The organism is Microvirga aerophila (genome assembly GCF_003332305.1).
GTDB lineage: Bacteria > Pseudomonadota > Alphaproteobacteria > Rhizobiales > Beijerinckiaceae > Microvirga > Microvirga aerophila.
Map to the genome: position 1 here is coordinate 1 of NZ_QOIO01000042.1, position 12,509 is coordinate 12,509.

The 12,509-nt window shown below is 61.8% G+C and carries 15 protein-coding genes; 5 read left to right on the forward strand and 10 right to left on the reverse strand.

Features of this window, described 5'->3' with window-relative positions:
- Both DRB19_RS20175 and DRB19_RS20180 read right to left on the reverse strand, forming a co-directional pair.
- On the reverse strand, window positions 1-1,149 hold a 1,149-nt coding region (locus DRB19_RS20175; RefSeq protein ID WP_114187830.1), incomplete at its 3' end, for a GAF domain-containing protein.
- Between the two features lie 416 nt (window positions 1,150-1,565).
- The gene (locus DRB19_RS20180) at window positions 1,566-2,540 is read right to left on the reverse strand and encodes a quinone oxidoreductase family protein (RefSeq protein WP_114187831.1); all 975 of its coding nucleotides are present in this window, start codon (window positions 2,538-2,540) and stop codon (window positions 1,566-1,568) included.
- Window positions 2,541-2,949: 409 nt separating this feature from the next.
- On the opposite strand from DRB19_RS20180, the gene DRB19_RS20185 reads away from it, so the two are divergent.
- Both DRB19_RS20185 and DRB19_RS20190 read left to right on the forward strand, forming a co-directional pair.
- Window positions 2,950-4,551: a pyridoxal phosphate-dependent decarboxylase family protein gene (locus DRB19_RS20185; protein ID WP_210207503.1), complete on the forward strand. Its 1,602-nt coding sequence runs from the start codon at window positions 2,950-2,952 to the stop codon at window positions 4,549-4,551.
- 46 nt (window positions 4,552-4,597) lie between these two features.
- Window positions 4,598-4,816 carry a DUF6894 family protein gene (locus DRB19_RS20190; RefSeq protein ID WP_147023383.1) on the forward strand — a complete coding sequence of 73 codons (219 nt, stop codon included), beginning with the start codon at window positions 4,598-4,600 and terminating at the stop codon, window positions 4,814-4,816.
- Window positions 4,817-4,881: 65 nt separating this feature from the next.
- Here the strand turns inward: DRB19_RS20190 and DRB19_RS20195 are convergent, their stop codons facing one another.
- The 5 genes from DRB19_RS20195 to DRB19_RS20210 form a co-directional block, all read right to left on the reverse strand.
- Entirely contained in the window at window positions 4,882-5,151 is a 270-nt protein-coding gene (locus tag DRB19_RS20195; protein ID WP_162815775.1) for a hypothetical protein, read from the reverse strand.
- Between the two features lie 243 nt (window positions 5,152-5,394).
- Entirely contained in the window at window positions 5,395-5,736 is a 342-nt protein-coding gene (locus DRB19_RS20200) for a hypothetical protein (RefSeq protein ID WP_114187835.1), read from the reverse strand.
- Between the two features lie 8 nt (window positions 5,737-5,744).
- A complete protein-coding gene (locus DRB19_RS20205) occupies window positions 5,745-6,152 on the reverse strand; it encodes an OsmC family protein (protein WP_114187836.1) in 408 nt (135 codons plus the stop codon).
- A gap of 124 nt (window positions 6,153-6,276) precedes the next feature.
- Window positions 6,277-6,489: a hypothetical protein gene (locus tag DRB19_RS30070; protein WP_147023384.1), complete on the reverse strand. Its 213-nt coding sequence runs from the start codon at window positions 6,487-6,489 to the stop codon at window positions 6,277-6,279.
- 663 nt (window positions 6,490-7,152) lie between these two features.
- Window positions 7,153-7,533 (reverse strand): hypothetical protein, encoded by a 381-nt coding sequence (locus DRB19_RS20210; RefSeq protein WP_114187837.1) that lies wholly within the window; start codon window positions 7,531-7,533, stop codon window positions 7,153-7,155.
- Window positions 7,534-7,785: 252 nt separating this feature from the next.
- Between DRB19_RS20210 and DRB19_RS20215 the strand changes: the two genes are divergently transcribed.
- A complete protein-coding gene (locus DRB19_RS20215; RefSeq protein WP_114187838.1) occupies window positions 7,786-8,325 on the forward strand; it encodes a hypothetical protein in 540 nt (179 codons plus the stop codon).
- A 142-nt stretch (window positions 8,326-8,467) separates the two neighbouring features.
- Here the strand turns inward: DRB19_RS20215 and DRB19_RS20220 are convergent, their stop codons facing one another.
- The 3 genes from DRB19_RS20220 to DRB19_RS20230 all read right to left on the reverse strand — a co-directional run bounded on the left by DRB19_RS20220 (window position 8,468) and on the right by DRB19_RS20230 (window position 11,116).
- A complete protein-coding gene (locus DRB19_RS20220; RefSeq protein WP_114187839.1) occupies window positions 8,468-9,169 on the reverse strand; it encodes an IS6 family transposase in 702 nt (233 codons plus the stop codon).
- A 447-nt stretch (window positions 9,170-9,616) separates the two neighbouring features.
- A complete protein-coding gene (locus DRB19_RS20225) occupies window positions 9,617-10,264 on the reverse strand; it encodes a DUF4142 domain-containing protein (protein ID WP_114187840.1) in 648 nt (215 codons plus the stop codon).
- Between the two features lie 264 nt (window positions 10,265-10,528).
- Window positions 10,529-11,116 (reverse strand): helix-turn-helix domain-containing protein, encoded by a 588-nt coding sequence (locus DRB19_RS20230; protein ID WP_114187841.1) that lies wholly within the window; start codon window positions 11,114-11,116, stop codon window positions 10,529-10,531.
- 193 nt (window positions 11,117-11,309) lie between these two features.
- Here DRB19_RS20230 and DRB19_RS20235 point away from each other — a divergent pair, with 193 nt between their 5' ends.
- A complete protein-coding gene (locus tag DRB19_RS20235; RefSeq protein WP_114187842.1) occupies window positions 11,310-11,810 on the forward strand; it encodes a fasciclin domain-containing protein in 501 nt (166 codons plus the stop codon).
- Between the two features lie 233 nt (window positions 11,811-12,043).
- Complete coding sequence (locus tag DRB19_RS20240) at window positions 12,044-12,415, forward strand: response regulator (protein WP_162815776.1); 372 nt, start codon at window positions 12,044-12,046, stop codon at window positions 12,413-12,415.
- Window positions 12,416-12,509 lie beyond the last annotated feature (94 nt).

Sequence of the window (12,509 nt, forward strand, 5' to 3'; positions counted from 1 at the left end):
TTCAAGCCACTGGTCGCGGTTATGGAGCGCGTCCGCAGAGCGCCCCCAGACCCGCTCGTACGCTGGGCTGACGTATTCCATCTGTTTGGTTTCGACATCGAGGATCCAGAGCACGTCAGTCGAGTGTTCGGCGAACTGCCGGAAACGCTCTTCGCTCTCCCGCCGGGCTGTCTCGGCCCGGGCTCGCAGGACCGAAGTCCAGGTGCGCTCCGCCACCTCCTGCACGAGCGCCACCTCATCCTCACGCCAGTGGCGCGGCTCGGCTTGATGAACATAGAGCGCCGCCACGAACCGCCCGTCGCGGATCAGCGGCGCGATGATGCTGGCGCGTCGGTTGGTGCGCAGAAACTCGGCCGCGATCGTCTCCTCCGCGGTGAGCGGATCGGCCAGAACATCGTCGATGCGGATGGTGCGCCCTGCCCTCAGCTCGCTTTCGATGAGCTGGCCGAAATCGCTGACACGGTGCTGTTCGGCAGAGGCTGGAATCCCCGCATCGGTCCAATCGCATTCGACTGCCAGGGCCCTGCCGCTCTCGCCGTGCTCGGCATAGCCGACGCGGCTCGCCTTCAGGTGTGAGCCTAGCATCTCGGCTGCTGTGGTCATGACATCCTGTGCCTGCGCGACCCCGCGTAGGCGGGTGCTCAGATCGACCAGGAACCGCAGGCGCTGCTCGGTGCGCACCCGCTCAGTCGTTTCCTGCAAGGTGATAAGGATGCCACCGACCGTGCGGCTATCTTCCATGATTGGGCTGAACGAGGCGGTCCACCAGGTCTCCTCAGGATAACCGTGGCGTTGCACGACGCCGACCGGTACGTCCTCAACGTAGGCTGCCTCTCCCCGGAGGGCGTGCGTCGCGAAAGCAGACACGGGGTTCCAGAACTCCGCCCACGCCTGCGGCAGAGGGCGTCCGAGCGCCTCTGGTCGTGTGCCACGCAGCGCCAGGTAAGCATCGTTGTAGAAGATGATCAGCTCTGGTCCCCAGGCCACGCAGGTGGGAAATTTGGAGCGGAGCATGTTGCTGAGTGTGACCAGGAGCGAGGCGGACCAGATCTCGGGCGGGCCAGGCGGTGAACCAGACCAATCGTGCGCTTGGATCCGCGCTCCCATGGTGCCTGCATCGGACAAGTCGATCTCGATCTTCAAGCCCATGACCTCACGGCTGCCGTTGCGGTCAAGCTAATCTGTCGGCGATCCGCTTGATTGTGCAAGATCGCCTTAAGTTGCAGATGCGGTGGAGCTGGCGGAGTGAAGCACCCGTGTCTCGATAAACTCACCAGAAGCGAAAGTCTCCTGTGGGCCATCCTCTGCCGATCTCTCGACCTCCAGGAGCGTCCGATGTTCGTCGTGAGAGCGGACTCTGGGCCTACTTCCGGGATGCGCCAGGTCCTGACCTTCCCTGACGCTGGGAAGATCTGCACCATCTCGGCTGACGGGTGCACTACCAGGCTTGCCTATAGCGTCCATGTGCATAGGTGTGGCGATGCATGCTTCGGTGAAGCTGTCCGCCCCAGTCCCACATCCGTCCCCAACCCCGGATTGGCGCCTGTCTCAAGGAATAACCTGCCTCAAGGGATCAGCAGGAGCGGACCTGGTGCCAGCCGGGATTCCAGTTCGGCATGAGCGGTAGCCGCTTGGGCAAGCGGAAAGGCTTTGCCGGGCTCGGCCGACAGCACGCCTTGGGCCAGGAGATCGAACAGGTCCGCCGCCATGCGTTCACGGGCCTCCCGCAGGGCAATGTAGTGGAACAGGATGGGCCGCGTCACGCTGTTCGACCGGGCGGCCAGCCGGGACACCTCGAAGGGAGCGACGCTCCCCGATGACTGACCGAAGTTCACCAGATGCCCGCGAACAGCTAAACAGTCGAGGGAACCGAAGAAGGTGTCCCGGCCGACCGAGTCGTAGACCACGCCAACGCCGTGTCCGCCGGTCAGCTCGCGCACCCGTTCGACAAAGTTTTCCTCGCGGTAGAGGATCGTGTGCCGACACCCCGCCTTACGGGCCAGTTCAGCCTTGGCGGCGCTGCCGACAGTGCCGATGACGGTCGCGCCGAGGTGGCTAATCCATTGGCACAACAGGCGCCCAACACCGCCGGCGGCGGCATGGACCAGAACCTCGTCTCCGGCTTGCACCCGGTGCACCTGACGCATCAGCATATCTGCCGTAAGGCCCCTCAGCAGCACGGTCGCCGCAACCTCGTCGCTGATTGCAGACGGCAGCCGGAGCGCCAGATCCGCCGGCAGGATGCGCTCCGAAGCATAGGCACCGTAACCGGCCGTCACGTACGCGATATGGTCACCGACGGCAAAGCCAGACACGCCAGGGCCCACCTCCTCGACCACGCCAGCAGCTTCGATGCCCGGAATGCCCGGCAAGGCAAGGGTCTGATACAGGCCAGACCGCACGTAGACGTCATGGAAGTTGACGCCTATTGCCGTCTGCCTGATCCGAAGCTCTCCGATGCCAGGGCGGCCAGTCTCAATGCTTTCAAGCTCAAGGGACGTCGGCCCACCGTGCTCTCGCAGGACAATGGCGTCAGCCATGTGTGGCTCCTTTTCATTCGATCCTGCCACATGCGCGACGACAACTATCCCGATTTTGGGCCGTCATGTCACCTTCAGGAGCGGAAAGGTCATGGAGACAACATGGCCCATATGTCGTCCGCACCGCGAGAACTTGGTCACCTTTCCCGCGACGACGTACTTTCCTCCGGCATGCGCAGGAGTGCTTGAGGCTAGTGACGCTCGCCCGGGCGTCGTCGCATCCAAGCCGGCTTGGACTTCCCTGGCGGCAGTCGCCCGATCCTGGTTAGGGCCGCCTTCGGTGCTCGTCCCGCCGGCTGGTGCGGCCTGCCTCGACACCGGACCGATGGGACTGCCACGACCGACCACCGCTTTTGCCCGCAGCGTTTCTCCGCTATCCTGTTGACGTTCATCCGCCTGCCCGGCACCCGTGCCGTACTGCCATGATGGAGGCCCGGCGATGCCTCAGGACGAGTTTCAGGAGCAAACGCTGGGTGTGCTGCCGAGCGCGACGACAACGGAAGCCTTGAACGTGGCAGTTCCGGATGGGGTCGCCCCACCGCTCGGCGACATGAGTGCCGAAGGGTTCCGGCACTACGGCCGTTCCGTCGTCGACTATATCGCCAACTACTTCGAGGGCGTCGAACGGCTTCCCGTCCTCGCCCAGGTCGAGCCGGGCGACCTCATTGCGAGACTACCGGCCGAACCGCCGGAAGCCGGCGAGTCGATGGAGGCGATCATCGCGGACGCCGACCGCCTCATCGTGCCGGCGCTCACGCACTGGGGCCATCCGGGATTCTTCGCCTACTTCGCCACCTCCACCTCGGCGCCCGGCATTTTCGGGGAGATGCTCTCGGCCGCCTTCGACACGAAGGCGCTGCTCTGGCGGGCGGCTCCCGCCGCTCAGGAACTCGAGGAAATCACCCTCTCGTGGCTGCGCCAGATGATCGGCTTGCCCGAGGCCTTCTCGGGGATCATCTACGACACGGCCTCCGTCTCGACCCTCCACGCCATCGCCGCTGCGCGCGAGGGTCTCGATTTGCGCGTGCGCGAGGACGGCATGAGCGGGCGCGCGGACCTGCCGCTGCTGCGCGTCTACGCATCCGAGCAGGCTCACTCGTCGGTCGAGAAATGCGTCATCACGCTCGGCCTCGGCCAGCGTGCCTTGCGCAAGGTCCCCACGGATGCCGAGTTCCGCATGGATCCTGCCGCGCTCGCGCGGGCCATCGAAGAGGACAGGGCCGCCGGCCACCTGCCCTTCTGCGTCATCGCCACCGTCGGGACTACCTCGACATCGAGCATCGATCCGGTGCCAGCCATCGCTGAGCTGTGCGGGCGCGAACGGCTCTGGCTGCACGTCGATGCCGCCTATGCAGGCTCGGCTGCGGTCGTGTCCGAACTGCGCCACATCCTCGACGGCAGTGAGCGCGCGGGCTCGCTCGTGCTCAACCCGCACAAGTGGCTCATGACGCCCTTCGACCTGTCCGTCCTCTACACGCGGCGGATGGATCTGCTGCACCGCGCCTTCTCGCTCGTGCCCGAGTACCTGCGCACGCTCGACCGGGAGCAGGAGGCCGTCCGCAACCACTCCGAGTACGGCATCCAGCTCGGGCGCCGCTTCCGCGCCCTCAAGTTCTGGATGGTCCTGCGCTACTTCGGCCGCGACGGTCTCGCCGCGCGCATCCGCGAGCATTGCCGCTTAGCACGCCTGTTCGCCTCGTGGGTCGAAGCCGCGCCGGGCTGGGAGCTGCTCGCACCCGTCCCCTTGAGCCTCGTCTGCTTCCGCGCCTGCCCGCCCCGCGACGGCGAGACCGCCGACGAGTGCGCCGCCCGCCTCGACCGCCTGAACGAGCAGATCATGCATGCCGTCAATGCATCCGGCGAGGCGTTCCTCTCGCACACGAAGCTCCACGGCCGCTTCACCCTGCGCCTCGCCGTCGGCAACATCCGCACCACCGAGGCGCATGTCGCACGGGTGTGGCAAATTCTGCGGGAGGCGTGCGACCGGCTCGACACCGCCGACGGTGTGTGAGGCGGCTTCGCGTCTGCGCCCATGCCTGTGGGATGAGGAGGGCATGATGCCCCGCTGCTTTTTCCATCTCAGACCGGGCTCCCGAATTGTCGCCCGTAATGGTGTCGGCCATGACTGTCCCGATGATGCCGCTGCGCGCGAGCTCGCGCGGCTCGGCACCGGGCTCTTTGTCTTGGACCCGTTTCTGCCCGTTCTGTTCAAGCATTACTGTTTCGAGGTCCTCACCGCGGATGGAGAGACAGTCTCCCCATCCGGGGCAGGGTGAGGCCGTGCTGAGCGTGGCCCTTACCGTGGAAGGCCTGATTGAAGGAGTGGCCTCGAGCCTGTCTCCTAGACCAGCCAATCGAGCCGTGATGACACGAAGACATCAGGCAACGCGTTGTCGTCGCCCCGCACGAGGTCAGGGGCCGCGCTCGTGAAGACCACGTGCTTGCTATTGGCCGAGATCGAGGGGTCGGCGCTATCACCGTTTCCGGAGGTGCCGTCGGTGCCTTGGGACAGGAGCGTGGTGGTATCCTTCCTCCGGTCATGAACGAAGACGTCCGACGTGCCGTTGTCGTCGCCGGGCACGAGGTTCGTCGCGTAGCTGGCGAAGGTCACGAAGCGGCCATCATCCGATATTGAGGCCGAAAAGCTGTCGCCGTTCCCCTAGGAGCCATCGCCGGCCACGGAAACCCGCTCGGTGGTACCCAGCTTCCGATCATGGACGAAGACGTCCAGGAAGCCGTTTTCGTCACCCGAAACGAGGTTCGAGGCAAGGCTGTAGAAAACCACGAATCGGCCCAGCGTGTGTCAAAACGCGAACGGGTCCGATCCCGGCGAACTATCTGTACAATTTCGGCCTCATGCGCCGAGGAATCTCCGGTTAGCACGGCCTCGCAAGACATGAAATTGCTCAAGCGAGCGACACGTCAGCGTTTTGACACGACCAAGGCCGTTGGCCGACATCCCTGACGGGACGCTGAAATCACTGCCCTGGTCGCCGTTGGTGGCAACCGAGACGAGTTCGGTGGTGCTTCGTTTCCGGTCGAAGACGAAAACGTCCTCGATGTTGTTGGTATCGCCGGGGACGAGGTTCGGGGCGAAGCTTGAGTAGGCGAAGTAACGGCATTCGGTAGCAAAGACCACCAGGGAGCGGGTAAGTGCATGGAGGAACCGGATATTCTCAGTTGGGACGACTGACACTCCCTTTGTTATGAAACCGATCGGATCGTCACCGGGATGCCAGCTCGAAGCGAGTTGCTCACCATACAGGTCGCCCTTGCTCTTTCTATCATCCCCTCAGGATCGGAGCCGTCCAGTGTCTCACACGAGACTGTCATGGTGGCAGCCGTCGTCAGCAAGGGGTCGCCTTCGAGTTCGATCGTGACGCTGACAGCGATTCTTCCCAGAGACACTCCCGCCGCATCGGCGACATAGCGCAAGTCGTTGCAGAAGCACCCTCCGATCGCCAGTGCCAGGAGTTGGCCGCCATTGAAGCCAAGGCCCTTGCCTCCTGCCCTTCCGTCCGGTCGATCCACCACTACGGTGTGCCCGCCCGCCCAACCCAGTGCGGCTTGCGTTCCCTCGACGTTGCGCAGCTCGATAGTCATGGACACCATGGGTGCAGTCCCTTCGCCGGGCCACCGAGCATCAATCCTATCGTTACTCCGGACAATCCTTTCAGGAGTGCCATAAAGGGCTATTCGGTAGCAATGACCGCCAAGTTCCGAGGAAACCTGCCGATCATGCAGGGTCACTGACCAGAATGCGTCCACCAGTGGCAGATGGCCTTTGTCGAGATGGAGGCTGTAGCGAAGGAGATTGGTGGCGTTTGCTACCGAACGCCGCGACGTAACGCCCATCGCCCGAAATGTAGGGCGCAATGCTGGAATTGTTCCCTTCGATGCCATCGGCGGTTTCGGATTCGCGTTCGATGACGAAGTGCTTGTTGGGCATGGCACCGGTCCTCGCGGCTGGGGTTCGTGAACGTCGTTACGCCAGGAAACGCTCGGAAAGACCGGACGTGGACGCTGCCTGTTGCTGCCGTCCGGTCGGGTTGGACCATCACCATGGGGAACTAGGATGGCCCGGTCCGGCAGCAAGATCATGGAGGCGGAAAGCCGTCCGGATCTGCCTTGTTCCCATCCGGCGGGGCGGCATCGGAGCGACGATGGTCTGCGAGTGAACGAAGCCACGGGCGAGAAACCAGTTGGTGATGATGTTCTCGCCGATCCGGCCGATTCAGAGGACGCCATGGCTCGAAAAGCTCACAAACTGTTAGGACCTGATGAATGTGGTGCCGAAGACCCTCATGGCCATGTCAGGGCAGACGCCGTCCAATCCCAGGCTCCATTCCTGATTATCCAACTTCAGGGTGCTCTCGAAATTCGGGGAACGAGAGTTACGGAACCGTGGCAGACGCAAACTATGTTGAAACAGCTAGAGTCAGCTCTGGGCCAGGCCGCGACAATCCCCTGCCGTTCAGGCACGTCCGGTGGTCCTTTTTTGAGCAGACGTTCAGCTTGTTTCTTGGAAGTGCCATTAGAAGGCCTTCCCATGCAAGCATCTATCAGTCCGGGACTGCTCCACTCCTCCATTCAGGACTATGTTGATGGGAGGCTAAATGCTGGGTGAGGTGCGCCTCAGGAACTCCAGTTCGGGTGGAAGTTCAAACTCCTGGCGAGCTGGCCTCATCGCTGTGATGTAAGACATCGGCTTGGTGGGAGCCTCGTCAGTGATCCAAGCCTGTTCACCCTGGAGTGTCTCGAGCGCACATCCGGATTCGACATGGAGCATCGCTACATTCAGCCAATGAGCATGCTGCGCGGCGGAGAACTGCGACAGGTAGCGCTGATCCTTTTCATGAAAGGCGACCTCCAGGCTCCCGCCACCCTTGTCGCTGACCTCGATCAGGATGCGGTCAAGCAGCCGTTCTTCGATGTGATAACCATCCACCTGAGCGGTTGTGACAGCACCGGCTCTCGTGACCAACTTCTTCATGCGACAACTTCTCCGAACAAGCAGCTGATCAACCTTAGGGACACCAAAGCGAAGGCCTGCGGCCGATCCATCCAAGTCTCAGGCCAGTGTAGGCAGCATCCTTCACAGTGCGATACGGGATTTTTAGAACATCCTTAACCGTGAGAGTGAGAAGCAAGGCGTGTCGCAAGCGCCAGTGGGGATCCTGCCCTAAGTTGAGGGAGTTCCCACCGCGGGTCAGTCCCTTCGTACGCTATCGCGCGAGCAGAGTTCATGCTTCGAGTCATCATCCTCCTTACCCTCGGTGCCGCCTTCGTCTATGCGTGCGAGCCCGTGCTCTTCAACCGCGGTCCGCTGCTTAGCAAGCTGAAGCGCTTGCTGGTGCCGATCTCGGTCTTTGGCACTCTGGCGCTCGTGGTGATCAACGGCTTCCATGGGGATCCGGAGGCGTCTGAGCTTCAAGTGTCCGACGTGAAGCAAGTGCCTGATGTTGAGACGACAGCAGCGATCGCGCAGCCCGCCTTACCCGAGCCTCTCCGTCCCAAAGATGCCGCAGCAGCCTGTGTTGAGCAGGCGCTGACTGAAGCACGCGCTACGGACGACGTCGTAGCCGAAACTTGGCTGTCGTCCATTGAGGGCTTCCTTAAGACGGCCCCCGGAGAGGTTACCGTGCAATTTGCCGTAGGGCCACGGGTTGGTCCGCCGAAGGGCCCTCAATGCCGGTCCGAGGCACGCCTCACCTGTGCCGTGAATGGTCGCGACGTGAAACCCATCACGCCCGTTCACATGACAGGAGCCCAGATCGCCTGCTGAGCGACGGGCGCTGCGAGCTCCTGCGACCAGAGCACCTTGCCAGCCCAGGACGGCCAGATCGTGCCACCAGGATACCTTCCGGGGGTCTTGTCACATTAACTGAGGTCGGACGATTTAAGGCAATCTTCGCTTCCTGAGCGGCTCACGCGACAACGCAGGCTGCAGCGTTCCACGCCGCCATGGCATTGAGGCGGTGAAGATGAGTTGCAAGAGCGGAGCGGCGGGAGTGGGGTGGAACGAAAAGATTGCGAGTAGCCGAGAATACGCTGGCAAACCGCTGCAGGCCTCCGGGTGACCGAAAGCCCTGCATCGCCCGCTCTCGCCTTCGCAGCGGCAGGTGCGAGTTCTCGGCCCGGTTGTTGAGCCCTTTGTGCGAGCGGTGCTCGACTTCTGGCATGACCTGACGCTGGGCAGCCGCGTAAGAGCCGAGCTTGTCGGTGATCATTCGCCGGGGTGGGCCGCCCTGCTTCCGCAAGAGACGCTTCAGCAAGCGCTTGGCGGCCTTGGTATCGCGTCGATCCTGGACGATCTCATCAAGCACATAGCCGTCCTGATCAACCGCCCGCCACAGCCAGTGTTTCTTGCCAGAGATCGTGACCACGACCTCATCCAAGTGCCAGATGTCGTAGCGGCTTGGCGTCTTGCGCCTGAGGCGGCGTGCGTACGCCCGCCCGAACTTCAGCGCCCACCGGCGGACAGTCTCATAGGAGATGACGATGCCGCGCTCGAGCAGCATCTCCTCGACCAGTCGCAAGCTCAGAGGAGAGCGAAAATACAACCAGACCGCATAGGCAATAATCTCAGGCGGAAAGCGATGGCGTTTGTAGCTGATGGGCTTGCTCATGCCAGTCTGTCTACACAGTCACGGCCAAACCCGGGTTAATGTGACAACACCCGATTGCCTCATGGCGTTGATAATCTCACCCTCACCGTTGCGGATTGCTATCTATATTCTATGAGCCAAATTAGGATCACACCGCTCTAGCCAAAGCCTGCAGAATGTAGCTGCAGCTGCATCCTCGATGAAGTCAGGCGTGTCTATCGGAGGCTTAATGCCTAAGCTCTTGAGCAGGTCTCCTCATCCTGCGGTGTGCGAGTCAATGCTACCGTCCAATGAGTTGAAACAGGATAGTCCCTGCCCTCTGCGAGCGTTCAACTATCGCATGATGTGCACAATTGGCTTAATACGGCTCCGTACCAGGTTTTGGGCCGACACGGTCGTGCTCGCCCGATGTCGGCAGCCTGACACGGCCTGACTAGGAAGCCCTACTTCGGTATCCGTGTTGGCCGGTCAGCGGACGACGTTCTGAATATTGGTAAGAAGCGCGATATGCTCTTTGATCTGTCCACGAGCGAGCTTCACCACATTGACGTGATTGATGTTCTGCGGGTTTGATGACAGATACCGCTCCTGAACCTGCAACAGGTCGCGATGGCCCTCAATCTGGCCCGCCAAGTAGGCTTTATCGAACTCAGCATCCGACGCCTGCTGCAGCTTCTGGATCATCTCGCGCCCCTTGGTATCGAGCACGGAGTCAGGCGCCCGAGCCGCAGAGTTTGCTGCCGTCGCTGGCGTCGAGGAGGCGGACGAACCCGTTTGCGCTGACTGGCTCTGCGTTGTGGCACCAGTGGCTGCTGGCGCTGTCGGGTCCATCATGGTGTGCAGGACCTGAGCAAGTGTTGTCTGTTCGTCAGTCTCAAACTGAGCGAACTGCTTCAGGTTGTCGTTGCGGGCTTTCTGAAGAGCAATGCGCGACGTTTCCAAGGCCACCATGCCGAGCTGAAGCGTCTGCTGGATGTGTTGCATCTCGTTTGGTCCGAGCAGTCCGCTGCGTGCTGTGGTGTTGGGTGACGTTCCGGCACCCGGGTTACTCTGCTGAGCGAAGGCCGGGGCAGCGACGGCGGCTGTCAGGCTGACCAGAAGGAGGCGACGATCCATGGGTAGCTCCTGCTTGCTGGGGAGCGGTTCGCTCAAGCTGCCAAACCGCCCAGCTGCTGCTCCAGACGAACTTGGAGGAGACCAGGTTGGTTTCAGCGTGACAGCAAATTTAGTTGCCAGGCATGGCACTGCGGGAGCGTTGGTGATTGTAACGCACGCTCGATCAGCTTCCGTTCATAGCCGCGTTAGGTTGGACCACCCTTCTCCTCGACGGCACGGACAGCCCGAGTTCCTTCCACGCAATAGGTGTGCCGCAACACGCACTCACTTGGGCGCGGTCACGACGATGGCCGAGCATGGCGACCGCCCCTCCCGTCGATAGCTGTGCGGTGCCCCCGAGTCGAAGTACATCGCGTCTCCTTCATTCAGAACGACGTCGTCACCAGCGATGCTGACAACAAGCTGGCCTTTGAGCACATAGATGAGTTCCGCACCCTCGTGCTGGTGGAGCTCGGACACTTTCGACTGGGCCGGGAATTCTGCATAAAACGCCTGCAGCTTGCGGTCAGTGACCGGAAAATCGAGGCTCTCGAAGTAGTAGGATGGGGTTTCCTCCCCTGGCCGGTCCGGCAGGCGCAAGCGGTCCTCCCGCCGAACCACAGCAATCGTCGGCCGCTCAGACGGCTCGACGAAGAAATGCTCAAGCCCGACGCCGAACACCAAAGCGATCCGCAGCAGCGTCGGTAGCGTCGGGAAGAGCTGACCGCGCTCGATCTTCGAGAGCATGGCGGGGGAAAGGCCGGTGTGCTCGCCAAGCTGCGCGAGACCGAGCTTCTTCTTCAGGCGCAGGGATCGGATCTTTTCGCCAATCCTGTACTGCTCCAGCCCGGTGACCAGGGTCTCTGACAGCATCGCACACCTTCATTATCGTGAGGATCAATTCAGGATAGCGTAATTTTCATCACACGATAACCGATATCCATCTCACGATAATTTGAGTAGCAAGAAATATGATTTTCGCATTATTCAATTAGTTAGGCCGGCGTAGTGGTCTCAACGGCCGACAAGGATCACCGTCCTAACCCACGTGCAAGGAGCACGAGCGATGAAACTCCAAAATGCGAATGTGATAGTCGCCGCAGCAACTGCGCTCAGCATAATGAGCGCCGGGACAAGTGCCCGCGCCGCCGAACAGGACATCGTTGACACAGCCGTCGCGGCCGGGCAGTTCAAAACCCTGACGGCGGCGCTCAGTGGAGCCGGTCTCGCCAGCACCCTCAAGGGTCCGGGACCATTCACTGTCTTCGCGCCGACCGATGCCGCCTTCGCAAAGCTGCCGGCCGGAACGGTTGAGAGCCTTCTGAAGCCGGAGAACAAGGACAGGCTCACGGCCATTCTAACCTACCACGTGGTCCCTGGACGCGTGACGGCGGCTGATGTTGGCAAGCTCCGAGAGGCCAAGACCGTGAATGGCAAGGCACTGACGGTCAGCACCAGCGGCAGTGGGGTCATGATCAACGAAGCCAAGGTCACCGCGACCGACATTGCTGCATCGAATGGCGTCATCCACGTGCTTGACAGCGTCATTCTTCCGGCAGGCAACTGATCCAGCAAACCGGAGTGCTGCCCTCAGGACAGCAGCCATCGAGACAATTTGGTGTTCTGGTTCACCCCTCGGCCCCGACAGAGTGATACGACGGCAATCCTCTGTCGGTGCCTTGTCGTAGGGGTGACCGTCCCCTTCCAATTGCCCGCGCAAAGGCTCGACCGGTTTAGTTCTCCGGCAGTGCCTTCGCCCTGGACAGCAGGAGATCTGATGAGATGACTGGCCCCTGTTGCATGATCGTTGAAGACCAAGTGCTGATCGGCCTGTCACTGGAGGCGTATCTGGAGGACGCCGGGTTCTCTGTGGCCGGTCCGTTCCTGTCCTGTGCCGATGCTCTCCAATGGCTGGAGCACCACACACCGCAAGTTGCAGTACTGGACGTGATGCTTCAGGACGGCACATCACTGCTCGTTGCTCAGGAGCTGAAAGAGCGCCACACGCCCTTCGCGATCTACTCGGGGCTGCCGTTCACACCTAGTGTGCCCGATGAGCTGCAAGGGGTGCCCTGGCTGGAGAAGCCGGCTCCGCGTGAGCAACTGACCGAAACGGTGGCTCGCCTTAGCCGGGCCGATGCTCGACCCGGGGATTTCAACCGAGCAAGATGAAGTCGGCGTGGTGAGGAGCGGGTCGCCACATGGCTTGAGAACCTGTCCCTGACGTCAGACGTTCCCACATCAGGAACACCTTGGAAGGAGAGGA

What these genes read in the sequence shown, in the direction of transcription:
- DRB19_RS20180 (WP_114187831.1), bottom strand. Translation starts at nt 2,540, where the DNA reads ATGGCTGACGCCATTGTCCTGCGAGAGCACGGTGGGCCGACGTCCCTT.
- DRB19_RS20190 (WP_147023383.1), top strand. Translation starts at nt 4,598, where the DNA reads ATGCCCCGCTGCTTTTTCCATCTCAGACCGGGCTCCCGAATTGTCGCC.
- DRB19_RS20205 (WP_114187836.1), bottom strand. Translation starts at nt 6,152, where the DNA reads ATGGTGTCCATGACTATCGAGCTGCGCAACGTCGAGGGAACGCAAGCC.
- DRB19_RS30070 (WP_147023384.1), bottom strand. Translation starts at nt 6,489, where the DNA reads ATGCCCAACAAGCACTTCGTCATCGAACGCGAATCCGAAACCGCCGAT.
- DRB19_RS20210 (WP_114187837.1), bottom strand. Translation starts at nt 7,533, where the DNA reads ATGAAGAAGTTGGTCACGAGAGCCGGTGCTGTCACAACCGCTCAGGTG.
- DRB19_RS20215 (WP_114187838.1), top strand. Translation starts at nt 7,786, where the DNA reads ATGCTTCGAGTCATCATCCTCCTTACCCTCGGTGCCGCCTTCGTCTAT.
- DRB19_RS20220 (WP_114187839.1), bottom strand. Translation starts at nt 9,169, where the DNA reads ATGAGCAAGCCCATCAGCTACAAACGCCATCGCTTTCCGCCTGAGATT.
- DRB19_RS20225 (WP_114187840.1), bottom strand. Translation starts at nt 10,264, where the DNA reads ATGGATCGTCGCCTCCTTCTGGTCAGCCTGACAGCCGCCGTCGCTGCC.
- DRB19_RS20230 (WP_114187841.1), bottom strand. Translation starts at nt 11,116, where the DNA reads ATGCTGTCAGAGACCCTGGTCACCGGGCTGGAGCAGTACAGGATTGGC.
- DRB19_RS20235 (WP_114187842.1), top strand. Translation starts at nt 11,310, where the DNA reads ATGAAACTCCAAAATGCGAATGTGATAGTCGCCGCAGCAACTGCGCTC.
- DRB19_RS20240 (WP_162815776.1), top strand. Translation starts at nt 12,044, where the DNA reads ATGATCGTTGAAGACCAAGTGCTGATCGGCCTGTCACTGGAGGCGTAT.